The sequence below is a fragment of the Nitrospirota bacterium genome (assembly GCA_013388455.1).
Classification (GTDB): Bacteria; Nitrospirota; Thermodesulfovibrionia; order Thermodesulfovibrionales; family SM23-35; genus JACAFF01.
The window spans coordinates 74,974-100,030 of the sequence record JACAFF010000005.1; the positions used below are offsets into that span (position 1 = coordinate 74,974).

Consider the following 25,057-nt stretch of genomic DNA (forward strand, 5'->3'; position numbering starts at 1 on the left):
TTCAGAACCATTTAAACCCTTCCAACTGAATAGTATTCAAATCCCTTATCTTTTACCCTCTGAGGTTCATATATATTACGCAGGTCAAAGAAAAAAGGTCCTCTCATTAGATTTTTTATTCTCTCAAGGTCCAGATTTCGGAACTGATTCCATTCTGTAACAATAATAAGTGCAATTGCACCTTTTATTGCATCATATGGATCCTTACAGAATTTAATATTTTTATGGTTTAAAATAGAATATTCAGCATTTTTGTTTTGTAGTTTTCTGTCTTTTATTCTCTTATCATTGTCTTTTACTACAGGATCATAAACCCTTATGTAAGCATCTTCTTTTATCAGTTCCTTGAGTATATACAGGGAAGGAGCATCTCGAATATCATCAGTATTCGGCTTAAATGAAAGGCCAAGTATAGCAATAGTTTTACCTTTCAAGTCTGTCATTGCTTCTTTTATCTTTTTTACCATGTGTTGCCTCTGTTCTTCATTAACTCTGACTACAGCATCAACGATATTCAACTTTACATTATGCTCTTCAGCCATTCTAAGAAGTGCATTGGTATCCTTTGGAAGACAGGAGCCGCCGTATCCAGGTCCAGGGTGAAGGAATTTTGGACCGATCCTCTGGTCAAGACCCATTCCTTTTGCTACCATATGAACGTCTGCACCTACCTTTTCACATAGCTTTGCAATCTCATTTATAAAAGAAATTTTTGTTGCGAGAAAAGAATTCGAAGCATACTTTATTAACTCTGCTGTTTCAATATTTGTTATAACAAACGGTGTTTCTATTAGATATAGTGGTTTATATAGATCCCTCATGATTGCGATAGCTTGCTGACTTTTCGCACCTATTACAACTCTGTTAGGTCTCATGAAATCTTCTATTGCAGAGCCTTCCCGTAAAAACTCAGGATTTGAAACAATATCAAAGTCTGTCTTCTCTTTAAGATTATTAGATATTATCTCCTGTAATTTTTTTCCTGTTCCTACAGGTACAGTGCTCTTAGTTACTATGACTTTATAACCATTCATATTTTTTGCGATTTCATGTGCTACCTCTTCAACATATTTTAAATCAGCTGACCCGTCACCTCTTCTTGGGGTTCCAACAGCTATAAAGATTACAAGAGAAGATTCTACAGCCTTGGCTATCTTGGTTGTAAATTCAAGTCTTCCTTGCTGCACATTTCTCTTGACAAGCTCTTCAAGTCCTGGTTCATAGAATGGGATTAAACCTTTCTTTAACGAGTGTATTTTCTTCTCATCCTTATCAATACAGGTAACAAAAAGACCAAATTCAGCAAAACATGCACCTGTTACAAGTCCGACATATCCAGTTCCGACAATGGCAATATGCATAATTCCTCCCAAATGCTTGGTATTAAGAAAATTAAATACATTGAAATTATAGAATGTTATACTAAATGTGTTCAATAAAGTTCTGAATCTATTTTTTTATTCCGATTAAAAGAACATCGTATTTATCCCTTTTTAGTTCTACCCAGTGCACATTTTCTTGTGGCAGCTTTTTTACTGATCTTTTTGAGGTAATTAATACTACAGGTTTATTCCCCTCTTTTACCCATCTCATGAATGTCTCATTGTCCCAGTGCACGTATGAATCAGCGAGATAAAAATATAAAGCGCATCTGTGTTCCTGACCACGTGGCCGGATAGACCATTCAATAAACTGGATATCTGCAGATTTATTTCCTTCCGCTGTTCTAATGAAAGAGAATGCATCTGTATAATCCCTCAAGTCACTCTTACTTAGTCTCTCTGCAAGGTTTATAACCTGATATTTTTCAGAAGTTGTCACAACAGGAGTTATCCAGAAAAATATAAAAACAGGTATAACTCCATATATTGTAACCCCTTTGGCTATTTTCTTTATTTTTTCGAAATGAACAATCCCCATAGCTGTAACAAAAGAGAAGAAAGGTGTTACAAGTGTCAGATATCTGTCAGACTTTCCTTCAGAAAGCTGAAGGGGTAAAAAAAATAGCATTATTGCTATAAAGATAAACAAATATTGTTCAATCCTTAGCTTCCTCAGAAGCAAGAAGAAGCCAATTAGAAAAAATATTAAATAAGGCTGATAATACATCACGAACTCTTTCAGATACATAAGTTTATCTTTGCTCACATCCGTACCTTCGGTTATTCTATTTAATGTTTGTTCTTGAATCAGGTAAAAAATATACCCTGGATGTAATTTTTCGAAATAGATAAACCACGGCAAAGACAGAATAATACCGATAAGACATCCGTAATAAAAGTGTTTCCACCTGAGCCATTGATATATTTTCTTTGTTACAATGCCATAAAAAAGGAAAAGCAGAGAGGGGAAGAGTGCAAAAAAAATCTTACTCATGATACCTATAGCAAAGGAAATTCCCAGAAGATAAGGACCTGTTCTGTTCCTTTCCTGTATTAGAATCAATGCAAGCCAGCCGAGTAAAAACGAAAAAACGAGTAGGCTTTCAGGTCTGTTTGTTGCAAAATTTCTGATAATCCATCTTGTCGTCTCAAATGTAAAAGCTGAAAAAAATGCAAGATCATAATCTTTGAAGAATCTGTAAACAATCCAGTAAAGTAACAGGACATTTATTGTTGCAAAAATAAGAGAAGGTAACTTAGCAGCATATACAGAAAACCCTAATGTCTTAAAAGATAATGCAACCAGCCAGAAATATAATGGGGGTTTATTCAAATAGGGTTGTCCATCCAGCATTGGAGAAAACCAGTTGTTGTGTTCAACCATATCCTTGGCAATGCACGCATATGTCAATGGATCGCTTCTCAGATCGCCTGTCCAGGGTCTGACCCAAAGAGTGCACAGAACCCACAGAAAGAGGACAATTATCCTCAGTATGTGAGAATCTTCTTTAATAGTTTTAATCATTCTAAAAAGATATACTTAATTAATAAGAATTCTCAAGTAAAATAGCAAAAATTACATGGGGAGTTAGGTTTGTATATATGGTTAAACCATAAATACTATTATTTTATGATAAAATGATTGGGTTAGTAATCAGGAGATTCTATATAAAATCCATATTTTAAAGTGAATATACTTTTTGTTAATCATTCATCTTCACTTACGGGAGCAACTATTAGCTGTTATCATTTAATGATGGGGCTTAAGAATGATTTTGTGCCAGTATTTGCTACCAGAGAATATGGCCCGATTATAGAAAATTTAAACAAATCAGGTATAAATACTTATATCATAGAAAAAAAGGGATTTCTCGGTTTCCATTATATCCTGAGCTTTCTTAAGATTCTGAAAAAACATAATGTTACACTTATTCATCTAAATACACTCACACCATTTTGCAAGTATGCAGCCATTGCAGGTTATTTGTGTAGAATCCCTATCGTATGGGTGGTTAGAGAAAATCCCCTTATTTCAAGGAGTAGAAGGCTCAGATTCTGGTTGACATCCCTTGCATCTAAAATTATTTTTGTCGATAGAGATACGAAGGAGAAGCTCTTTCAAAATAGCAGGCATAATGTAGATGTAATATATAATGGGGTTGATATCAATGTATTTAAGCCTGCTGAGAGTAATTTTTTATTCGAAAAGTTTAATATAGAATCTGACAAACAATTAATAGGTTATATAGGTCTTATCACAAAGCGAAAAGGGATTGAATATCTAATCAGGGCATTTGGTCTTATTAAAGAAAAAACTGACAATATTAAATTAATAATTATAGGTGAGTATAAAAAAAGTGATGAATCATATTTTGAAGAAATCAAGACTATTATAAAAGAACTTTCCTTAGAGAATGAGGTATATTTTACAGGTCTTCTAACAGATGTAAGGGATGCACTTTGCAGCCTTGATCTGGTTATTCTGCCATCTCTTGAAGAGAGATGCAGCAGAAGTTTACTGGAGTCTCTTGCATGTGCTAAAGCAGTAATTGCCACAAAGGTTGGTGGAAATCCGGAAATTGTAGAAGATGGAGTAAATGGTATTCTTGTGGAACCTGAGAATGAAAAACAGATTGCTCAAGCTATCATAAAATTAATCAGTAATCATGAGTTGAGGCGGAAAATGGGTGAAAATGGACGTTTAAAAGCTGTAGATAAATTTAATATGGAGAAACATATTCAAAAAATGAAAAATGTTTTTCTTGAGGTTCTTAGTTAATTATGGAACCGCTAAAGATTCTTCATGTTATTCCTAAACTGACTATCGGGGGAGTTGAAAATCAGCTTCTGATGGTCCTGAAAAATTATAATAAAAATATTTATTTCCCAATCGTCTGTTGTCTTTCAGACAAGGGTGATCTTGGTGCTGAAATCGAATCTTATGGAGTCAAACTCATCTGTCTTAACAAGCTAAAACACACATTCGACTGGACTATCATAAGGGATATCTATAAATTAATAAAACAGAATTCCATAAAAATAATTCGCACACATCAGTATCACGCAAATTTATATGGAAGGATTGCAGGGCTTCTGGCGAAGGTTCCCTGTATAGTAGCCTCAGTACACAATGTATATACTATTGATAAAAAAATACATAGAAGAATTATAAATCATTTTCTGGCACGCTATACTGACAGGATAGTGGCTGTTTCAAAGGCAGTTATGCATGATATCCTCATATATGATCGTATCTCTCATGACAAGTTATGTGTAATTTACAATGGAATTGAAATGAGAAGTTTTATAAATATACATGGCAATATCAGGGATGAACTCAGAATTCCTAAAAATATACCTTTAATAGGTACTGTTGGAAGGCTCACACCACAGAAAGGCCATAAATTTCTACTTGATGCTATCAAAAAATTAAAATTCAAATTTCCCGAAATAAAACTTTTAATTGTTGGAGATGGTCCGTTGAAAAATGAACTTAAGAAATACGTGCAAACACTTAATATTGATGACAAAGTTATTTTTTTAGGCTTACGAAGGGATATCCCGAATTTTCTTTCATCAATAGATATTTTTGTGCTGCCTTCATTGTGGGAGGGTTTGAGCAATGCATTAATTGAAGCAATGGCGTCAGGAAAACCTGTAATCGTTACTGATATCTCACCAATAAAAGAGATAATTAATTCTGAAGAATTAGGGGTACTTATACCTCCTGAGAATAGTGACGCCATTGCTGATGCTCTGGAACTCTTACTAAAAAACAAGACTCGTTCAGAAGCATCTGGCAATGCTGCAAAAGAAAAAGCATTCTCATCATTTACGATTGAAAATACGATACAACAGTATACATCCTTATTTGAAAATATTCTCAAAAGCAAAAATGTATTGAACAATAGCTAATTTAAAATGATTGTGAACTGGAACATAACGGATGAATTGAAGGAATACAAAAATGCAGATATCATATTTCTCTCTATAGGGAAAAGTGGAAGGACATGGCTGAGGGTAATGATCAATAAATACCTCTCTTTACATTATAATTTACCTTTTGGATTAAATGATTTTAGTATGCTGAACAGTGATATTCCATCTATAAGTTATAGTCACGAAGCATGGATGCATTTCAGTGAGGCAACGTGGTTGCAGAGAGCTGCTGGAAAATACATAATACCGGATAAGATCCTGTCAAAAAAAAGAATTATATTGCATGCACGTGATCCCAGGGATGTGGTTGTTTCACTTTACTATCATAAGACAAAAAGGGCGAGAAAAAGGGTGCAATGTTCAATGAATGAATTTATAAAACATAGAAAGTTTGGCATTAATAATATTATCTTTGTAATGAACTTATGGCACAGGAGATTGAAAAATCATCCAGCTTGCTTGTTAACGCATTATGAGGATTTCAAACGGAATCCATTATCTGAATTGATCCGGCTGATGGAATTCATCGGTATAAAAAATATTGACATACAGAAGATAGAAGAAGCTGTTACTTTTGGAGACTTTACGAATATGAAAAGAATGGAAGCTCAGGGAGAATTTGGGGTTTCGATCCTTCGTCCAGTTGATGTATCCGACCCTGATTCTTTCAAGGTAAGAAAAGGAGAAGTTGGAGGATATAAGCAATATTTCCAGGAAGCTGATCTTAAATATCTTGATAATGCTCTTAATAGACTTGATGATTATTACATGTATAAAGATAAAGATAATAAATCATAAGATTTCTAACAGATGTGGATAATAAAAATACTTTTTTAAAAAATAAAAAAGAAGACCATACGATGATGCCTGTATTTATCGGTGGATGCGGGCGTAGCGGGACAACACTTATGGGTGCCATACTCGGGACTCATACTGAGTGCATATGTACTCCTGAGTCACAGTTCAAGGTTGATATGTACCATTTTGTTAAGCAATCCAGAAATCCTGATTTTATGGATGTATTGAACAGAATAACAAAACTCCGTCGTTTCAGGTTCTGGGGTTTTGATATTGATCAGAAATCATTCCAATCTGAAAATATTTCGACATATTCCGAACTGCTTTTATGGATTGTAAAGAGATATGCGGAAAAGGCTGGGAAGAGGAATCCAAGAATCTGGGTTGACCACACACCTGCAAATATCAGACATTCAAAGATAATTTTTGAACTCTTTCCTGATGCAAGACTTATACATCTCGTAAGGGATGGAAGAGCGGTTGCTGCATCAATGATTCCTCTGGATTGGGGCCCAAATACAATTGATAATGCTGCAAAATTCTGGAAGAAAAAAATACTTCTTGGTCTTGAAGCAGAGAGTAAATGGCAAGAAAAAGTTATTCGTGTGAGATATGAAGATTTTATTCATGATACTGAAAAAATTCTGAAATACATCTGTTCTTTTCTTAATATTGACTTTCAACCTGCAATGATTAAAGGAACGGATTTCAGGGTTCCAATTTACTCATCACAGCAACATGCCCTGATTGGTAAAGAACCGGATATAAGACGTGTCAATGCTTGGGAAAGAACATTAAAACCCCGCCAGATAGAAATTTTTGAGAGTATAAGCGGTGAGATACTGAAAACACTTGGGTATTCTTTGAAATATGGAGATAATGCACAAAAGATGACATATTTCGAAAAAATACAATCAGTTCTATATGAAATTTATAGAAAGAATATTATCAATAAATTTGCTCACTGGATAAGAATAAAAAAAGGTCTGGGGAGGCAAAAAATATATTTGTGAACAGAAGATATGAAATTATAGAAAACATAATAGAGATAGGAGCATATCTTTTATTTATTTTTTTATTTTTGAGTAAAGGAGAAGGTGTCAGGAATGTTCTTCTATTTTTAAACTTCTTTCTATGGCTTATAACAATCAAATACAGAAAAAATTTAAGCAATCTATACAGTCCTGTTGCCCTGTTATTCTGGGGCTACATGATAAGTATTCTTATTTCGATCTTTGTTTCGATCGATAGAAATTATTCATTAACAGAACTTGATGATGACTTTTTGAAATCGCTTTTATTTTTCCCTGTCATCTCAACAGTGCTCTCTGACGAAAAAAGATTAAAGAGATTTTTATTTATTTCATTTTTTACATTAATCCTGATTGTTTCAGTTGGTTTTTATAGCTACTTGAAATATGACCTGCCATGTATGATGGCAAAAACATCCCTTAAGTATGCCCTGCATAACAGATTTGCAAGAGATTTAAACACGCTCCTGCCTTTTTCCTTTGTGCTTCTTCTGATTGCAAGAAAGACAGCCACAAAGATATTTATAATCATCATGATATTTGCAACAATCTTTGCAATTATCATGAGTGCATCAAGAGGAGGCGCTGCAGCTTTTATAATCACAATTTTAATCTGGTTATTATATAGTTTACATAAAAAGCTTTTTCGATTAAAGCCTTTCTTAGCAGGTATAGCACTTTCTTTTATAGTTTTGGGTATCATTTCCTATTTTTATATTCCTGATGTGCAGAAGCGTATTCAGCAAACAAAGTATGATGTATTTACCATAAATAAGAGATTGAACGCATGGGCACCACTTTTAGAAGCAGTAAAAGATCGTCCTATTTTCGGATGGGGATATGGAATCGAAATCTTCAGAACGGATAAACCTTTCGAACAGACACCCTACAAAGTATCTCCATATAAAAATGACCCTGATGTGAGAGACCCCCACAATGCCTTCTTGGGCACGCTTTTTCACCAGGGAATTGTTGGATTTATTTTATATCTTACTATGCTTGTTCTTGCGATTAAAACGTTCTGGGGTAATGGAATCAGTAATGAAGGTCTGAATAGTTATATCCTTATTTCCTGTGTCAGTATTTTGGTAGGGACTTATGTTATACACGCATTATTAGAGGTGTTAAAATTCAGATACCTTGCCCTTATCATAGGAATCGGTATCGCAACACAGAATGTGAAAAAGTAAGCTTCTATCTCATATTATGAAAATTGCAATAGTAAGAAAAAAGTATATTTTTCATGGAGGGTCAGAGAGCTTTTCAGATTTTATGATAAGAGAACTATCTGAACAGGGACACGAAATACATATTTTTACGCTCAAGTGGGAAATATCAGAAAGATTGAATAATGTCTTTATTCATAAAATACCTGCATTAACATTTAATTCTTTTTTTAGAGATTTCACATTTGCTATATCTTCCTTTTTCTCTTTAAAACTCAAGAGAAAAGAGATTGATATTATTCAAAGCCATGACAAAACTCTTTATCAAGATATCTATCGTGCAGGTGATGGCTGTCATATCGAATGGTTAAAACAACGCTGGAAGAGGACAGGTATAACAGGGAAGTTCTCGATTATTCTTAATCCATATCACTGGCTTATTCTGATATTGGAAAGAATAATCTTTCAAGGCCGAAGGTATAAAAAGATTATAGCAATATCAGAACTCGTGAAAAAGAATATCCTTACTCATTACCATATCCCTGAAAGTGACATAGAGGTAATTTATAATGGTGTTGATCTTATAAGGTTTCACCCCCAAAATAGAGATTTTTTTCGTCAAGAAATCAGAGAGAAGCATGGTATATCGGAAAGTGACTTTGTGATATTATTTGTTGGTTCAGGTTTTGAGAGAAAAGGACTCAGGTTTCTTTTAAAAGCTGTTGAGATTATTCCAGAACGAGTTACTGTTCTTATAGCGGGTAGAGGATCTGAAAAAATATATAATTTAAAAGAGAAAAAACAAAATATTATTTTTTGTGGTCCTCAAAAAGATATTCACAAATATTATGCTGCTGCTGATATATTTGTTTTCCCGACTATCTATGAGCCTTTTGGGAATGTGCACCTTGAGGCACTTGCATCAGGACTACCTGTTATTACAACAAATCAAAGCGGTGCTGCTGAGATAATTGAAAACAATGTTCATGGTTTTGTCATTCCTTCTCCTGAGGATTTCATAGCTATCGCAGAAAGAATAATATTTCTTATAAAAAATCCTGAACAGCGGGAATCCATAGGTTTTAATGCAAGGAAACAGGCTGAGGAATACTCTTATGAAAGATTCATGAATAAAATTTTAAAATTATATGAAAATCTTGCTGAAGAGAAATAAAAATTTCGCGCAGAGTCTGTATTACTGTATTTGGGTATTATTTTGATGTGACATTTCCCAGAGCCTAAGATATTTAAGAAAAGTATACTGGCTGTATAAAATGGCGAGTATTAATCCTTGTTTGCCATCGAGGAATCCGAATTTTAGAAAAAACATTTTTAAAAAAGTTGCTACAGGATGTGTAATCAGGTTAAATAAACAAGGTTTAATGTTTTTCTTCTGAAGCTCTTCAGCAGAAAGGGTTGAATATATATCCATCTTTTTGAGATAATCTGAAATCGTTCTGTATGAATAATGTTCTATATGATTTCTTAAATATCCAATCTTTCCCTCAACAATGACTTTTTCATGAACTTTTCGCTCTTGTATTGTTGCTTTTTCCTTTAGAAAAAGTCTGAGGGTATAATCAGGCCACCAACCTCCATGTTTTATCCATTTCCCAAGAAAAATATTTTTTCTTGGCACATAAAATCCACTATAAGTGTTTCCATTTTTTATAATTCCCTGAATCTCATCCCATAGGGCAGTGGTAAATCGCTCGTCAGAATCAAGAATAAAAACCCACTGTCTTTCAGCAAATTCAATTGCCATTTGTTTCTGCTTTGCATACCCCTGCCATTCTTGCTGGTATATCTTATTCGTATATTCTCTGCATATCTCGACGGTCCTGTCTTTACTGAATGCATCAACAATTATAATTTCAGTCCCATTTCTTATACTCTCAAGTGCTGCTCTAATATTTTTCTCTTCATTTTTTGTAATTATTGCAACAGAAATCGGCAGCATTCTATTTCCTCAGGTTTGAATATTATAAAAAAGCATTATAGAGTTCACGGTATGCCTGGTTTTTTATAATGAGTTCTTCATGTTTTCCGGTATCGGTTATCTCTCCGTTTTCTATAATAAGAATCCGGTCTGCATTCTTAATGGTTGACAATCTATGCGCTACAACGATTGTTGTTCTTCCTTTCATCAGTTGATCGAGTGCCTTCTGGACTAATGCCTCTGATACTGAATCCAGAGAAGAAGTTGCTTCATCAAGTATGAGTATCGGAGGATTTTTAAGTATTGCTCTTGCTATTGCTATTCGCTGCCTCTGCCCACCTGAAAGTCTTACACCTCTATCTCCGATAAAAGTATTATATTTTTCTGGCAATTCCTGTATGAATTCATCTGCATATGCCATTCTGGCTGCTTCAAAGATATCTTTATCCGAGACATCTTTTTTCCCGAATGCAATATTTTCTCTAACAGTATCATTGAAGAGAATGACATCCTGACTGACTATTCCTATTAGTTCTCGGAGAGAATGTGTTTCTATATCGCATACATCTATGTCATCTATTGTCAGTTTGCCATGTGAAGGAAGATAAAATTTAGGAATCAGGTCAACGAGTGTTGTTTTACCAACCCCACTGCGTCCAACAATAGCGATGACTTCCCCTGATTTAATCTTTAGGTTTACGTCCTGCAAAACCGGAATAGTATTGCCTGGAAATGTAAAGGAAACATGTTCAAATGTGATCGATTTCTGAAACGCTTCTATTTTTATATGACCTGTCTCTTCCTGTTTTACATTCATAAGGGTATCTATTCTTTCTATCGATGCCCTTGTCTCCTGCAAAATACCATATGCTTCGCCTATCCTTTTTACAGGTGGAAACATCATATATATAGCAACGAGGATTGATGCAAAACTCCCCGCAGATATAATATCTTTCATCACAAGAGACCCGCCATACCATAAAACAATTGCAACTGCGAGTCCTGTCATGACATCAATAATGAGTTTGGTAAACTCCTTCAGCCGTATTACTCTGAGGTGCTCTCTGTAATATTTCTGATTTTCGTTCCTGAATTTTTCATCTGTAAACTTTTCACGATTGAAAATTTTAATTATCCTGTTTCCAAAGATACTCTCGCCTATTCGATGAGTTAAAACAGAAAGCTTTTTCTGTGCCTCTTTTCTTTTTCTCTTAACTCCTTTCCCTAATTTTCTTGTGCTGTATGCTATAAAAGGTAAAAGCATCAGACTCAACAAAGCAAGATCCCATCTTCGATAGAGTGCGACACCAACAAGAAAAATAACTGTTGGCACCTCGACAATAAAGGTTTTTATAACATCTGCAATCAATCGGCTCAATGCATCTACATCATTAATAATTCTTGAGATAATAACCCCAGAAGATTCTCTATTAAAATAACCAATTGGCAGATAAAGAACATGATTGTAGAGTTTATTCCTTGTTTCTCTAACAAGTTTCATCCCTGCTGACCTCATCAGATAATTCTGTCCAAAACTTAAAATGCCCCTTATTGTAAATAGCAGAAAAATTCCAACAGGCATGAATATTAAATACTGATATTTTTTTGCAACCAGTATTTCATCAAGAGCAGGTTTTACAGCCCATGCTATTGCACCTGTTATAGCAGATACCAGGATGCTCAGAATAATTCCTGCAAATATTCTTGGCCAGTAGGGTTTCGTAATATCAATTATCTTTTTTATGGTATGCATAGCTTTTCATAGTATAAACGATTGTTAAGGGAGAAAAAAGCGTACTGGATTTTCAATAATAACCTGAAACGAGGGTAGCTGTAATATGTCCTACTGCTACTTTTGATTGCAACTTAACAGGAATATGTTTCTCATCATCAGTAAGCCAGATGAATATTTCACCTTTACTATAAAATATTCCTTCCGATTTCATTAATGGTTTAATCACAATTGTATTAAAGGTTCCCAGAGGGATAGAGACCTTTTCTTTACGTAAAGCCTGAACCTCTACATTCCATACCTTCTTACTGTCGAACATCGAGATAAAAGTGGATTCACCAACAACAAGTTGGCGTGTTCTTAGATAAAAAAAACTTGATATAGGGTCAAAAACAGACGAAGGTAGAGTGAACTCCTTCTTTTCATTCTTAAGATAATCTATATATAGTGCTTTGCTGTTTGAGTGGTCAAAAATAACCTCTTTGTCTCTCCTGTGCCTTCCTTCACGTAGTTTGACTCTATATTTTTCAGGGTGTGTTATTGTGGCAGAAGAGGCATGTCCCGTAAGAATGCTTTCTATCCTGTCATCTACAGTATAAAATACGGATACCCAATTGGCAGATTGTGCAGTAGATATAATTTTCAACCTGTTTTCGTAAGGTACAATTTCAAGTGTTGCAGTGCCTGCTTTTATCCCTGCCCATGTTAAATCATAGACAAACCTTTCAGGGACTCTGAAAGAAGCTCCGTGAGTAGTAGATTCAAGTAAAATAAATAGCGTTGAAATTATAGCGAATCCACAGAAAAGAATAAGAATGCAAGTATATAAAAATATTTTATATTTTTTTAGTTTCATTTTTTTAACCTTTCCAAGTTTTAGTCTTTATCATATGTTATATTACTTTATGATAGTAATTCCAGCCATTGATTTAAAAAACGGAAAATGTGTAAGACTTTTACAGGGCAAAAAAGACAAAGTTACAATATATTCTGATAATCCTTCAAAGACAGCATTGAAATGGGAATCTTATGGAGCGAAACTCCTCCATATTGTAGACCTTGATGGAGCATTTACAGGAAGCCAGAAAAACTTAGATGCTATTATAGCAATAAGACGTTCAGTTAGAATCCCGATACAGGTTGGTGGTGGTATCAGGAGAATTGGGGACGTCATTAATCTATTCTCAGTAGGGATTGAAAGGATAATTCTTGGTACTGCAGCAATAGAAGATACAGAGTTTCTTACAGAATGCTGCCGCAAATATCCGGGAAGAATACTTGTCGGAATTGATGCAAAAGATGGAATGGTCGCTATCAAAGGATGGGAAGAAGTTACATCAATTCGTGCAAAAGATTTAGCAAGAAGGCTTGAGCTTCTTGGAGTAACTGGTATTATATATACAGATATTAACAGAGATGGAATGCTTACAGGACCAAACATTGAAGCTACACGAGAAATGGTTAAAAGCATCGCAATTCCAGTAATCGCATCTGGTGGTGTAGCATCAATAGAGGACATAAAAAAATTACTTGAGATAAAGAATCTCTGGGGTGTTATAACAGGCAAAGCACTTTATTCAAACACTCTGAGCCTCAAAGAAGCAATTCAATTAACAGAGAGGTACGATGTTAGCTAAACGTATCATACCATGCCTTGATGTAAAAGATGGCAGGGTGGTAAAGGGAGTAAGTTTCGTAAATCTACGTGACGCTGGCGACCCTGTTTTGAATGCAAAGTTTTATGATGAACAGGGTGCAGATGAGCTTATTTTTCTTGATATTACAGCATCTCACGAAAAAAGAAATATAATTTTAAACGTTGTTATGAAGACTGCAGAAGATGTATTCATGCCTCTTACTGTCGGTGGAGGGATTAAAACCATTGATGATATAAGGGATTTACTTAATGCTGGATGTGATAAGGTCTCAATCAATACAACTGCTGTTAAAGATCCATATTTTATAAGCAGGGCTGCTGAGAAATTTGGTAGTCAGTGTATAGTGATAGCAATTGATGCAAAACGGGTTAACATTGATATGTCCAGTGCAACGGTCGAACCGTGGTTTGATGACCCATCTTTAAAAGAAGTCTGTCTGAATATAATTCCTCCCTCAGCAAGCGACACAGAGGGATTAAGAGCTGTTGAGAACAATTTAGTATGGGCTATCTCAACACATGGTGGTAGGCAGATGAAGCTTATTGATGCAGTGAAATGGGCAAAAAAAGTTGAAGAACTTGGAGCAGGTGAGATTATGCTTACCAGCATGGATAAGGATGGAACAAAGGATGGCTATGATATTGAGCTTACACGGACTATCTCGGAGGCAGTAACGATTCCTGTTATAGCTTCTGGTGGAGCCGGCACACTTGAACATCTCTATGAAGCTCTTTCAGAAGGTAAGGCTGATGCAGTCCTTGCAGCATCAATATTCCATTACAGGGAATATAGCATCGTGGATGCAAAAGAGTATTTGAAATCTAAGGGAGTGCCTGTAAGGCTGTAAATAGAAAAAATTTTTTATTTTATCCTATAATTTTCAAGAGTATCTCTATCTGCCGGCTTTACAATCATTTCATATTTGATCCCGTTTTTGAAAATACTTACCGCAACTTCAGGCATATTCTTTGCGTCAGAGTAACGTGCACAGAGTGAAGCAGAGATTTTGAGGTTATTATCATTAATTTCTCCTGTTAACAAAGTTGATGGGCTACCAAAGCCTTCTGCTTTTAACAAACTGTCCCCTTCGATCATAAGTGACTCAATGATCTCGTTTTCAATCTTATTTCTTCCCACGATAATTTTTGCAGAGGATGATATCCTGAAGTGTCTGCCAACTTTTAGAAGTTCAAAATCCCTGATGGTTGGCGAAGGATTATACTTCAGTAGATCAACAATTTTATATGAAAAGATTGGATCTGTCAGAAGACAACCGCCTGCGGGTGCAGGATAATACTTTAGTCCTAATTCTTCAGCAAGGGCGATCTGAGGTTTTCTCGGCCTGCCTCTGAAGTCATAAAGTTTTTCCCTGTTAATTAATCCCTGCTCTTCAGGAAATGTAATATTGAGGAGCTTTGCACTAAGCGGTCTTAAAACATATCCTGAAAGCCCAGCCTTTTTGTCAATATGATAGAGTATCTCTTTTCTCTGACTCATTGGTCGTTGCCCTAAAACTTCACCTGTCACGATAAAAGTAGCACCCATTTCACTCATTAAATCTTTTGCCTGCCTGAGCATAAGAATTCTGCAATCAATACATGGATTCATATTTTTCCCATAACCATGCTTAGGATTCATAATGATATCTATAAATCTGTTTCCAAGATAATCCAATTTCAGGGTAAAACCAAACTGCTCAGCAAGAGAGGAGAATTCTTTTTTTCTGAAGATATTCGAATGATTATCATGTTCGAACCCCGTGATGAATTGCACAGCTACCACCTCAACTTCTTGCTTGAGAACCGCAAGAATTGCGAGTGTGCTATCAAGTCCGCCTGAAAACAATGCTATTGCTTTAGACATATTAATTTAATTTTAATAACCATAATACAGGGATAAGAGGCCGTCATTGCGAGTTAAACGAAGCAATCTCACCTCTTATAGTAAGATTGCCACGCACCTTTCAGGTGCTCGCAATGACATAGTGGACAAGTCTTCTTGTCGTCTCATCGCTGGATCTGGGTTTATAATGCTTATTAAATTTTGATTATTGGTGTTTGAAACTTGGCTACATGCGTAACGACTTACTTAATTGCTCAATTGTTGCAACTGCTGTGCCAACCTCACCTACAACTATACCTGCTGCATGATTTGCAATAATAGCTGCATCTTCTATTCTGGCTCCTGAAACAAGCGACAGAGTAAAAGCAGCAATAACAGTATCCCCTGCACCAGTTACATCATACACATTTCGCGCAACAGTAGGGATATGAACAATATTATCTTTTTCAAAAAGACTCATGCCCTGTTCCCCGCGTGTGATCAAGACAGCATTGCAAGAGATCTTTTTCAATAATATTCTCCCTGCTTTTGTAAGTGTTTTTTCATCTTTTATTTCTATTCCTGAAGCATGAGAAGCTTCAGAGACATTTGGTGTTATTAATGAAACATTTCTATAACAGTGGAAATGACCCACCTTTGGATCAACAGCCACAAAAATCTTTTTAGGCTTTGCATATTTTAGAATTTCTTTAACCAGTTCAGTTGATACTACCCCTTTTTTATAATCAGATATGATTACCGCATCATGTTCATATATTTCACGGCGAATTGATTCCAATAAACCTTTCAGCGTCTTTCCTTCAACTTTATTTTTATCTTCTCTGTCAAATCTGACAACCTGTTGATTATGGGCTATTACACGAGTCTTAACAGTAGTGGGTCTATTTGCAAATAGCACTCCTCTGTTGATTATTCCTTTTTCAGCGAGCATCTCCATCATTACTTCACCTGCCCTATCTTTTCCAATAACGCCTATTAAAGTGGCTATTGCTCCGAGAGAAACAATGTTATGTGCAACATTTGTAGCACCTCCTAAAAGAAAATTCTCATGGCTGACCTCAACAACAGGAACAGGCGCTTCCGGGGAAATTCTATTCACCTTTCCCCAGATATAGCGATCGAGAATCAGATCTCCAATAACGAGTATCTTTTTTGTCTTAATCTCGCTGAATATTTTGGTGTACTTCATGAAAAATCCACTTCCTTAACCCTAATAATGCATGCATTATTTTATTTAACATAGATCGATAACTTAAAACATTGAATTTATTTTATATAGGCTTTGATGTCCATACGCCTTTTTATAAAATAAGGTTAATAGAATTGAATATTTAAATATATTTTAACAGGAAGAGCTTTCGTTGCTCAATAAAAAAGCGGGTCTCATAAAAGACCCGCTTTTTTTGCTTCAGTATATTATTTATTAAAATGAGAGTGCCAGTCCATGAATTAACTGTGTTACTTGTTCTTCGTCAACACCAAAAGCATCATGGTAGAACTCGCCTGAATCGAAATACCCTGCTTCTACAAAATAGCTGAGGTTCTTTGCAAGTTTGTAATTAAGCTTTGCATCAACTTCCCATCCAACAGTGCTGTCAACGTCATCACCAACTGTATCTTCCCATGCTCCGGTCTCTGTTGCCCAGAGGTAGTAACCATCGAGTGATAAGCTGAGGTCCTTCATTGGTGATACATCAACCCCGAGGTTGATGTATGTAGTGTTTGCAATACTGGTGTTTCTTGCATTACCACCTGATTCTGTTGTCATTACTGCATTCCATGAGGCTGTACGAACTGTGCGCTCATAAATCTGTGTATAATGCACAAGCCTTGCTGTTGGTCCATAGTCAGGGCCCTGAAGGGTCTGGAATTCTTCACAGTCGTTATCGTCGGCATCATCATCACCGCTACCCATAGCAAAAGCTCCTCTAATAGTCACAGGATCAATTGTATATCCTAATTTTGCAAAGATTGCCCATCCTTTTGGGTCTACATCACTGCCAGAAAAATTATAATTTTCTATTTCACCGAACTGATAGTCAAGTTCTGTTGCAAAGGATAGTCCTGCAACTTTACCATTTGCGTGAAGACCTACATTATGGAAGTCGAGTGAATCCAAATTATTTACGGCCGATGTTGAAGGACAATTGCCATCACTATGAGCCCATAAATAATTAATACCGAATGTGATATCTTGGCTAAGTTTGTATGTGCCGATCAAAACATATCCATCAAGGTCGTCAAAATGATTGTAAATATCACCTTCATTTAGCTTTGTTACACCTGCTGCCAGATGAAGTTCTTTAACAGGGTCAATCCACACCAGAAGTGCATCATTTCCGAATCTTTCATTATTCAAGAATATTTTCTCTCCAAGCGAGATTGGCATATGACCAATCTTTAATCCTGCTGGAACACCAAACAAGCCTGAACCAATGTATTGTATCCATGCCTGTCTTATGCGGAGATGTGTATCTGGTTTAGTATCGTAATTACCCCAGTACCAGAGTCCGCTATTTCTGCTGGTTCCAGAAGCTGTTTCAATCTCAACCATACCACGCACGTTGTCATCAACTTTTGCATCAACAGTAAGGTTTACATTTGAATGCCAGAATGCCTCAGAATCTGTATCAACTGGCATAAAGTCATTGGCTGGATCAGCATTCTTAATATACCAGCCTTTTGTAATTATCTTTCCGCCAAGTGTTATTTCTGGTGCATCCATGGCATAGGCGGCAATTGAAAAACATAAAACAAAAATTATGGCTGAAAGTATCGCCAAATATTTTTTCACTTGCTAACCCTCCTTGTTACAAAGTTTTTACAAAATTTCTTAATCTGACCGCCAATGACGGTCCTCCATGATTCTATATTTTTAAATTCTTAATTTATCACCTCCTCTTCAATAAGTATTAGCCTCCAATGGAGACCTTCCATTTAAACAAATACTCTCAATATCTCCTTAAAATATGACAACTTTATATCATTAGTTAATCAATTTTGTCAAGAATTTTTCTGCAAAATTTATATCATTCTTAACTATTTTTGTCAAGCTGAAGAATTAATTAAAGCAAAAACAAGGCCAATTATAAGAAAATTTTAAATATATCAAAATTGTTATAAAAATTAATCTTGAAAAAGAACCGAACCATTTTATTCAATATTTATAGCGTTATTTTATGTTGTTTTTTTACTACATTAGTGTAGATTATATGTTGCAATTATATAGTTTACTTTAGCTCTAAAATTAATGAAATGTGATACAATGTTGAATGCCTGATTTAATAAAAATCTTTCTCATTTTCCTGCTGATAGTATTCTTACTGAAAAAAAAACTTAACATAGGTTTTGTCATGCTCATTGCTGCATCTGCTTTATTTATGCTTTATCAGATGTCTCTGAGTTTTATAGGGGAAACATGTAAAGATACAGTCATGAATCCGGTGACAATTAAACTCGTCCTTGCCTTATCTTTTATCAGAGTTTTTGAGATGATATTACGTGAACATGCCATACTTAATGAGATGATGAACTCTGTGAAGGCACTCATCCGGAACAAAAAACTCGTAATAATATCAATGCCTTTGCTTATAGGTATTATCCCTTCTGTAGGAGGTGCATATTTTTCAGCACCAATGGTAGCAGAAACTACAAAAGACTTAAATATAAGCCCGGAAGAAAAAGGTTTTATCAATTACTGGTACAGACATCCTTGGGAATTTATATTGCCTTTATATCCAGGAATTCTCCTTGCTTCTGCTCTATCAAAAATAGAACTTCATAATCTTATTTCAGTGAATATTACTTTTGCGATACTTATTTTAATAACAGGCTTTTTCTTAAGCATGCGAAATATCAAAGGAAATATAGATATAGATATCGAAAAGAACCTTTCAAAGAAAGGTCTATGGAGTTTTGTGCCGATTCTCAGCGTGCTTCTCCTTGTAGCGGTATTGCATATAGAATTGCATTATGCATTATCTGCTGTAGTCATATTTTTACTCGTTTTCTTTAAATATAAACTTAAATATGTCATCAAGGCATTGAAACATGGTTTTTCTCCTGATGTAATAATATTAATACTTGGTGTCATGCTTTTCAAAGAGGCAATGGAAAGTTCAGGTGCAGTAAAAAACCTTAGTGAATTCTTTATTAAGGAGGGAATTCCTCTATTCCCTATTCTTTTCATCCTGCCATTTATTACCGGACTGTTAACAGGAATTACAGTTGGCTTTGTGGGAAGCACTTTCCCTTTTATAGCAAGCCTTACTGGAAGTTATTCAACAGGGATAATATCGTTCGCATTTGCTTCTGGTTTCATAGGGGTTCTTCTGTCGCCTGTCCATGTTTGTCTAATACTGACGAGGGAATATTTCAAGGCTGACTTATGGGGAATGTATAAAAAGATATTGCCAGGCTGTTTAATTATTTTCTGTGCAGCAATTATTAAATATCTATTATTGAAATAAAATTATTATCCTTTTATCACCCCGATTGGTTTCAATCTTGCAACTTTCTTTGAAATACCTGCTTTATGAACAACATCTACAACATTCGATATATCTTTATATGCATCAGACATTTCCTCTGCAAGGGTTTCACGTCCTGCAGATCTGACAACTATTCCTTTGTCTTCCATTTCTCTTTTTATAGAACGCCCCTTTGCTTTCTTGATAGCTTGATGTCTGGATAGCAATCTGCCAGAACCATGACATGTAGAGCCAAAAGTTTCTTTCATGGATTTTTCAGTCCCAAGAAGTACAAATGATACCCTTCCCATATCTCCCGGAATCAATACAGGCTGACCGATTGGTCTATAAATTATAGGGAGTTCGGGATGCTGAGGTGGGAATGCCCTTGTTGCGCCTTTTCGATGTACTATTAGCTTCAAATTTTTTCCATTAACTTCATGCTCTTCGATTTTAGCTATATTGTGTGCAACGTCGTAAATAAGGCTCATGCCAAGATTTTTGGGAGAGATACCGAATACTTTTAAAAATGTCTCGCGTGTCCAATGCATAATACACTGTCTATTAGCCCATGCATAGTTTGCTGCTGCACGCATAGCAGAAAGATATTCCTGTGCCTCTTTGGTGTTATATGGTGCACATGCAAGTTCTTTATCAGGCAGTGCGATCTTATATTTATTTGCAGCCCTTTCCATTACTTCGAGGAAATCACTACAGACCTGATGCCCGAATCCACGCGAACCAGTATGAATCATTACTGTAATCTGGTCTTTGAAGAGACCCATAATGTTTGCTGCTTTTTCATCGTAGATTTCATCAACATATTGAACTTCAAGAAAATGGTTGCCGGAACCGAGAGTCCCCTGTTGTGACCTTCCTCGCTCATATGCCTTATTGCTTATTATAGACGGGTCTGCACCTTCCATGCAGCCACCTGACTCTGTTTTTTCAAGATCATCTTTATCACCAAAGCCTTGTTCTACAGTCCATCGTGCCCCTTTTATTAATATTTGTTTCTCATCTTCAGGGTTAAGGCGTATTTTTCCTTTTGACCCTACTCCTGTTGGTATCTCATTGTATAGGATATTAACTAAGTCATGTATTTTAGGAATAACCTCGTTTTTCATCAGATTGCTTTTCAAAAGACGAACACCACAGTTTATGTCATATCCTACACCACCAGGGGAAACGATCCCTTCCTTTAAATCAAATGCAGCTACGCCTCCAATAGCAAATCCATATCCTGTATGCACATCAGGCATGGCCATAGATGAGCGAATAATTCCTGGTAATGTCGCTACATTCGCTACCTGATCTATTGACTGAAATTCCAGTTCATTTTCTAAAATTTTATCAACATAGATTATTCCATTAACACGCATTCCTTCTTTATAATCAACTGGAATTTCTATTTTTGTATCATCAATTCTTCTGATTTTGTCGCTTAACATTAGTTATTATCTGCCTTTAATTTGGAAAATATTATTCCTATATATCAAATATAACATCAATCTCCCAGAAATTGTTTCTTTTTTCGATTCTCAGTCTGTGATATGTTGCTGCCTTAATAAGTAGTTTTCTTTCATGGCGCTCAGGGTCAATTTCCTCACCAGAGATTTTAGCTTTAAGCTTGAATTCCTCTGTGTTGAAACTCGCTTCTTCAATGACAATCTTTTTACCTATAAATCCATAAGCGTCAAAATAGAAAATTAGTTCATTCAGCCATGAAACGAGTAATGCATCGAGTGAATGTTTTTCTAATGAGATATTGATAGTTTTCTTTTTTTCTATTGCATCAAGCTTTGTAATGAGACTATACATGCCAGAAGCAACATTAATAAATGCTTCTTTAAGGCTCTTACCAAAAGCCTTCAGACCTATGTCACCAGAAATATCGAGAACTTCAAATTGTTTCATTGATTCAGAGTCTCATCGCACATTAATCCTTTTTCTTTTTTGTTGTCTGTTCATCTGGTTTTCCTTCTGGTCCTTGTTTTTCCGGCACCTCTTTTTTCTGTTCTGTTTCACCTGAGATTTGATTAAGTGCATCTTTATTTATCTCAACTTTATAGTTCTTTTTCAGGTTTTCGATATATGTATCAAAAGCCTCTTTCTGTTTTGCTGCAGAGAGGCGCTGAAAGATAAGGTTTTTAACTCGTTCAAATTCAACTGGCTTGCCCATCTTCTTATCGATTACTTCGATAATATGGAATCCGAACTTTGTCTTTACAGGTTGGCTGATTTCCCCAGTTTTTAATCTTGCAGCAGCTTCCTCAAATTCAGGAACAAGCTGCCCAGGAGAAAAATACCCGAGGTCTCCTCCATTCTTTGCAGTGCCGGTATCAATTGAAGTGGTCTGTGCAATCTTTGCAAAGTCCTCTCCTTTTTTAATCCTCTCAAGTATCTTCTTCGCTTCATCTTCTGTTTTTACGAGAATATGCCTTGCTCTTATCTGACTTATTTGTGCAAATTCATTTTTATTTTTTTCATAGTAATCTTTAACATCCTGATCAGTAATCTCTGCCTTTGCATCTATCTCTTTTTCAAGTAAAAGGCTTATTAAGGTAATCTTTTTAAAATCCTCGACTTTTTTCTTAAATTCTTCATTCTTATCAAATCCTTTCTTTAAAGCCTCCTGATAAAGAAGTTCTTTCTTGATGATTTCATCAAGAAACCTCTCTTTTCCATTAGCACCCTCAAAAAGTTTTTGAGCAAACTCAGGAATGCTCTTAAGCTCTCTATCCAGATCAGCCTGTGTTATTTTTACATTACCAACCTTCGCAAGATAAGGACCTTTTTTTTCTTCCTTCTGTGCGCAGGACAAAAAAGCATAAAATAGAAAAACCGACATCATGACTACGAAAAATTTTTTCATTGTTTCCTCCTCCAACTGAGATTTTACTTTTATAGCATAAGAGGGTTTCTTTTTGACACATAAAAATTTTTATGATAGAGTAACATAGTTTTTTCATGATATGAGTATAGAAAATTCAAAAAAGTTATTTCAAAAAGCTTGTAGATTCATACCAGGAGGAGTTAATAGTCCAGTTCGGGCTTTTAAAGCTGTCGGTGGTAATCCCTTATTTATTAATAAGGCGAAAGGCTCTAAGATTTTCGATGTAGATGGCAATGTATATATTGATTATGTTCTTTCCTGGGGACCTCTAATACTTGGGCATGCACATCCAAAAGTTGTAACTGCACTTAAAAAAGCTATTGAAAATGGGACAAGTTACGGAGCGCCTACAGCACTCGAAGTTCAGCTTGCAGAGCTTATTTTAAAAGCCTATCCATCAATGGATAAAGTAAGAATGGTTAATTCCGGCACAGAGGCTACTATGAGCGCTATAAGGGTTGCGCGTGGATTTACAGGAAGAGATAAGATTATAAAATTTGAAGGAGCTTATCATGGCCATGCTGATTGTCTCCTTGTTAAAGCTGGTTCTGGAGCAACTACCTTTGGCGTCCCTGACAGCCCTGGTGTACCAAAATCCTATGCAAGAGACACTATAACACTTCCATTTAATGATTTAATATCATTAAAACACACAATAAGAAACAATTGGAGATCTATAGCATGTATAATTGTAGAGCCAGTTGCAGGAAATATAGGCTGTGTTTTACCAAAAAAGGGCTTTCTTGAATCATTAAGAAAACTTTCTGAACAGTACGGTATTGTTTTAATATTTGATGAAGTAATGACAGGCTTCAGGGTTTCCTATGGAGGTGCGCAGGCATATTATGGTATAAGTCCAGATATGACTTGTCTTGGCAAAGTTATTGGTGGTGGTCTTCCCGTAGGTGCTTATGGAGGGAAAAAAGATATAATGTCTATGGTATCACCTGAAGGGCCAGTTTATCAGGCTGGGACATTATCAGGTAATCCAATTGCTATGACAGCAGGGATAGAAACTCTCAAGATCCTTTCAAGAAAAGATGTTTATGAGAAACTCGAAAAGACTGCCGAGAATCTTGAAAAAGGTCTTGTTGATGCTTCGAGGGCTGCTGGTATAAAGACACAGTTTTACAGGGCTGGGACAATGTTCTGCAATTATTTTACCAATAAAGATGTTATTGATTACAAGACTGCAAAGACATCTGATACAGTTCTATTTTCGAAATTCTTTTCGGGCATGTTACAGAGGGGAATTTATATAGCGCCTTCTCAGTTTGAAGCAGGGTTTCTATCATTAGCACATACAGAAAATGACATCGAGAAAACAATAAAGGCAGCTTACGAGACTTTTTTAGAGATCAAATAATCATTTCCAAACATTTATCACTCTGATATGTTAAAATTTAAAAAAGGATTTTTATGCTTGATAAAACAATCCTCAATCAGCTTTTCAGAGCAAGCACAGTCGGTCTTTATTTCGTATTTTCTACAGTTGTTGGCGGAATGATGGGATACGGACTTGATTATCTGATGGAGAGATGGTTTAATTTTAAAACATATCCATGGCTTCTTTGTATTTTCACTCTTTTTGGAATTATTGCTGGTTATAGAGAATTAGCAAGATTGGCAAAAAAATCTGGGAATGAATCTGATAAAAAGAATTTATAAGCAGGGGATTATCATCCTGTTACCCCTTGCTATTGTTTCTGCAATTATAGAATGGAAAAAGCTTCCAATAAGCATACTTATCGGTGGTTTACTCGGTTTTGCGAATCTAAAAGGTCTTTCATGGGGACTGGAAAAATTCTTTGGACCGTATAAACCAAGCGGGAAGATTATTTTTCTCAGTATTGTCAGACTGTTTATCCTTACCTGTATTCTTATAATACTTGCTGTGCTCAAACTTATTAATCTACTCGGAATACTTATAGGCTTTACTGTGATTTTTATCCTGATACTCAAAGAAGGCTTGCTATCTGCAAAAGAAGATTCTTCAAAGTAGATTATGGTGGGCAGTCGCAGAATCGAACTGCGGACACGAGGCTTTTCAGGCCTCTGCTCTACCGACTGAGCTAACTGCCCACGTTTTTTAAGTTACAATTTTAAGTTTTATACTGTCAAGTTAAACCCAAATGATGCAGATATATGTTCAATGAATAAAAATATTCGTGAAATCATCTGTTAAAGGTGTACTTAAAGCAATTT

Annotated in this window: 23 protein-coding genes and 1 tRNA gene; 12 read left to right on the forward strand and 12 right to left on the reverse strand. The window is 35.6% G+C overall.

Features of this window, described 5'->3' with window-relative positions:
- Positions 1 to 11: 11 nt before the first annotated feature.
- Both HXY53_02240 and HXY53_02245 read right to left on the reverse strand, forming a co-directional pair.
- Positions 12 to 1,361: a UDP-glucose/GDP-mannose dehydrogenase family protein gene (locus HXY53_02240; protein NWF75384.1), complete on the reverse strand. Its 1,350-nt coding sequence runs from the start codon at positions 1,359 to 1,361 to the stop codon at positions 12 to 14.
- Between the two features lie 88 nt (positions 1,362 to 1,449).
- Positions 1,450 to 2,907, reverse strand: a complete 1,458-nt coding sequence (locus tag HXY53_02245) for a glycosyltransferase family 39 protein (GenBank protein ID NWF75385.1) — start codon at positions 2,905 to 2,907, stop codon at positions 1,450 to 1,452.
- Positions 2,908 to 3,069: 162 nt separating this feature from the next.
- Between HXY53_02245 and HXY53_02250 the strand changes: the two genes are divergently transcribed.
- The 6 genes from HXY53_02250 to HXY53_02275 are packed head-to-tail and all read left to right on the forward strand — an operon-like array spanning position 3,070 to position 9,490.
- On the forward strand, positions 3,070 to 4,161 hold the full coding sequence (locus tag HXY53_02250) for a glycosyltransferase family 4 protein (protein NWF75386.1): 1,092 nt from the start codon (positions 3,070 to 3,072) through the stop codon (positions 4,159 to 4,161).
- A gap of 2 nt (positions 4,162 to 4,163) precedes the next feature.
- Positions 4,164 to 5,297, forward strand: a complete 1,134-nt coding sequence (locus tag HXY53_02255) for a glycosyltransferase (protein ID NWF75387.1) — start codon at positions 4,164 to 4,166, stop codon at positions 5,295 to 5,297.
- A 6-nt stretch (positions 5,298 to 5,303) separates the two neighbouring features.
- Positions 5,304 to 6,119 (forward strand): sulfotransferase domain-containing protein, encoded by an 816-nt coding sequence (locus HXY53_02260; GenBank protein NWF75388.1) that lies wholly within the window; start codon positions 5,304 to 5,306, stop codon positions 6,117 to 6,119.
- Positions 6,120 to 6,133: 14 nt separating this feature from the next.
- Positions 6,134 to 7,132: a sulfotransferase gene (locus HXY53_02265; GenBank protein ID NWF75389.1), complete on the forward strand. Its 999-nt coding sequence runs from the start codon at positions 6,134 to 6,136 to the stop codon at positions 7,130 to 7,132.
- The gene (locus HXY53_02270; GenBank protein ID NWF75390.1) at positions 7,129 to 8,340 is read left to right on the forward strand and encodes an O-antigen ligase family protein; all 1,212 of its coding nucleotides are present in this window, start codon (positions 7,129 to 7,131) and stop codon (positions 8,338 to 8,340) included. Before HXY53_02265 ends, HXY53_02270 begins: the two co-directional genes overlap by 4 nt.
- Before the next feature lie 16 nt (positions 8,341 to 8,356).
- Positions 8,357 to 9,490: a glycosyltransferase family 4 protein gene (locus HXY53_02275; GenBank protein ID NWF75391.1), complete on the forward strand. Its 1,134-nt coding sequence runs from the start codon at positions 8,357 to 8,359 to the stop codon at positions 9,488 to 9,490.
- 21 nt (positions 9,491 to 9,511) lie between these two features.
- On the opposite strand, the gene HXY53_02280 is transcribed toward HXY53_02275, so the two are convergent.
- Genes HXY53_02280 through HXY53_02290 form a run of 3 tightly spaced genes read right to left on the reverse strand, consistent with a single transcriptional unit; the run spans position 9,512 to position 12,843 of the window.
- Positions 9,512 to 10,276 carry a glycosyltransferase family 2 protein gene (locus HXY53_02280; GenBank protein ID NWF75392.1) on the reverse strand — a complete coding sequence of 255 codons (765 nt, stop codon included), beginning with the start codon at positions 10,274 to 10,276 and terminating at the stop codon, positions 9,512 to 9,514.
- A gap of 22 nt (positions 10,277 to 10,298) precedes the next feature.
- Positions 10,299 to 12,008, reverse strand: a complete 1,710-nt coding sequence (locus tag HXY53_02285) for an ABC transporter ATP-binding protein (GenBank protein ID NWF75393.1) — start codon at positions 12,006 to 12,008, stop codon at positions 10,299 to 10,301.
- 52 nt (positions 12,009 to 12,060) lie between these two features.
- The gene (locus tag HXY53_02290) at positions 12,061 to 12,843 is read right to left on the reverse strand and encodes a DUF3108 domain-containing protein (GenBank protein ID NWF75394.1); all 783 of its coding nucleotides are present in this window, start codon (positions 12,841 to 12,843) and stop codon (positions 12,061 to 12,063) included.
- A 49-nt stretch (positions 12,844 to 12,892) separates the two neighbouring features.
- Between HXY53_02290 and hisA the strand changes: the two genes are divergently transcribed.
- Positions 12,893 to 13,624: a 1-(5-phosphoribosyl)-5-[(5-phosphoribosylamino)methylideneamino]imidazole-4-carboxamide isomerase gene (hisA, locus tag HXY53_02295; protein ID NWF75395.1), complete on the forward strand. Its 732-nt coding sequence runs from the start codon at positions 12,893 to 12,895 to the stop codon at positions 13,622 to 13,624.
- On the forward strand, positions 13,614 to 14,492 hold the full coding sequence (hisF, locus tag HXY53_02300; GenBank protein ID NWF75396.1) for an imidazole glycerol phosphate synthase subunit HisF: 879 nt from the start codon (positions 13,614 to 13,616) through the stop codon (positions 14,490 to 14,492). The genes hisA and hisF overlap by 11 nt, the downstream gene beginning before the upstream one ends.
- Positions 14,493 to 14,506: 14 nt before the next feature.
- On the opposite strand, the gene HXY53_02305 is transcribed toward hisF, so the two are convergent.
- From HXY53_02305 to HXY53_02315, 3 genes are all read right to left on the reverse strand, one after another.
- Positions 14,507 to 15,508, reverse strand: coding sequence for a 7-cyano-7-deazaguanine synthase (locus tag HXY53_02305; protein ID NWF75397.1), 1,002 nt, complete (start codon positions 15,506 to 15,508; stop codon positions 14,507 to 14,509).
- Between the two features lie 205 nt (positions 15,509 to 15,713).
- Positions 15,714 to 16,676 carry a D-glycero-beta-D-manno-heptose-7-phosphate kinase gene (rfaE1, locus tag HXY53_02310; GenBank protein NWF75398.1) on the reverse strand — a complete coding sequence of 321 codons (963 nt, stop codon included), beginning with the start codon at positions 16,674 to 16,676 and terminating at the stop codon, positions 15,714 to 15,716.
- A gap of 234 nt (positions 16,677 to 16,910) precedes the next feature.
- Complete coding sequence (locus tag HXY53_02315) at positions 16,911 to 18,281, reverse strand: alginate export family protein (GenBank protein ID NWF75399.1); 1,371 nt, start codon at positions 18,279 to 18,281, stop codon at positions 16,911 to 16,913.
- A 478-nt stretch (positions 18,282 to 18,759) separates the two neighbouring features.
- Here HXY53_02315 and HXY53_02320 point away from each other — a divergent pair, with 478 nt between their 5' ends.
- Positions 18,760 to 19,956 (forward strand): DUF401 family protein, encoded by a 1,197-nt coding sequence (locus HXY53_02320; GenBank protein ID NWF75400.1) that lies wholly within the window; start codon positions 18,760 to 18,762, stop codon positions 19,954 to 19,956.
- A gap of 5 nt (positions 19,957 to 19,961) precedes the next feature.
- Here the strand turns inward: HXY53_02320 and HXY53_02325 are convergent, their stop codons facing one another.
- From HXY53_02325 to HXY53_02335, 3 genes are read right to left on the reverse strand one after another with little or no spacing between them, the layout of a single operon-like run.
- Complete coding sequence (locus HXY53_02325; protein NWF75401.1) at positions 19,962 to 21,407, reverse strand: RtcB family protein; 1,446 nt, start codon at positions 21,405 to 21,407, stop codon at positions 19,962 to 19,964.
- Between the two features lie 37 nt (positions 21,408 to 21,444).
- Complete coding sequence (locus HXY53_02330; protein NWF75402.1) at positions 21,445 to 21,873, reverse strand: archease; 429 nt, start codon at positions 21,871 to 21,873, stop codon at positions 21,445 to 21,447.
- Positions 21,874 to 21,895: 22 nt separating this feature from the next.
- Entirely contained in the window at positions 21,896 to 22,831 is a 936-nt protein-coding gene (locus tag HXY53_02335) for a peptidylprolyl isomerase (protein ID NWF75403.1), read from the reverse strand.
- Between the two features lie 100 nt (positions 22,832 to 22,931).
- Between HXY53_02335 and hemL the strand changes: the two genes are divergently transcribed.
- From hemL to HXY53_02350, 3 genes are read left to right on the forward strand one after another with little or no spacing between them, the layout of a single operon-like run.
- Complete coding sequence (gene hemL / locus HXY53_02340; protein ID NWF75404.1) at positions 22,932 to 24,218, forward strand: glutamate-1-semialdehyde 2,1-aminomutase; 1,287 nt, start codon at positions 22,932 to 22,934, stop codon at positions 24,216 to 24,218.
- A 53-nt stretch (positions 24,219 to 24,271) separates the two neighbouring features.
- Positions 24,272 to 24,520, forward strand: coding sequence for an AtpZ/AtpI family protein (locus HXY53_02345; protein ID NWF75405.1), 249 nt, complete (start codon positions 24,272 to 24,274; stop codon positions 24,518 to 24,520).
- The gene (locus HXY53_02350; GenBank protein NWF75406.1) at positions 24,495 to 24,854 is read left to right on the forward strand and encodes a hypothetical protein; all 360 of its coding nucleotides are present in this window, start codon (positions 24,495 to 24,497) and stop codon (positions 24,852 to 24,854) included. The genes HXY53_02345 and HXY53_02350 overlap by 26 nt, the downstream gene beginning before the upstream one ends.
- A 4-nt stretch (positions 24,855 to 24,858) precedes the next feature.
- Here the strand turns inward: HXY53_02350 and HXY53_02355 are convergent.
- Positions 24,859 to 24,934: transfer RNA gene (locus HXY53_02355), tRNA-Phe, on the reverse strand.
- Between the last annotated feature and the right edge of the window lie 123 nt (positions 24,935 to 25,057).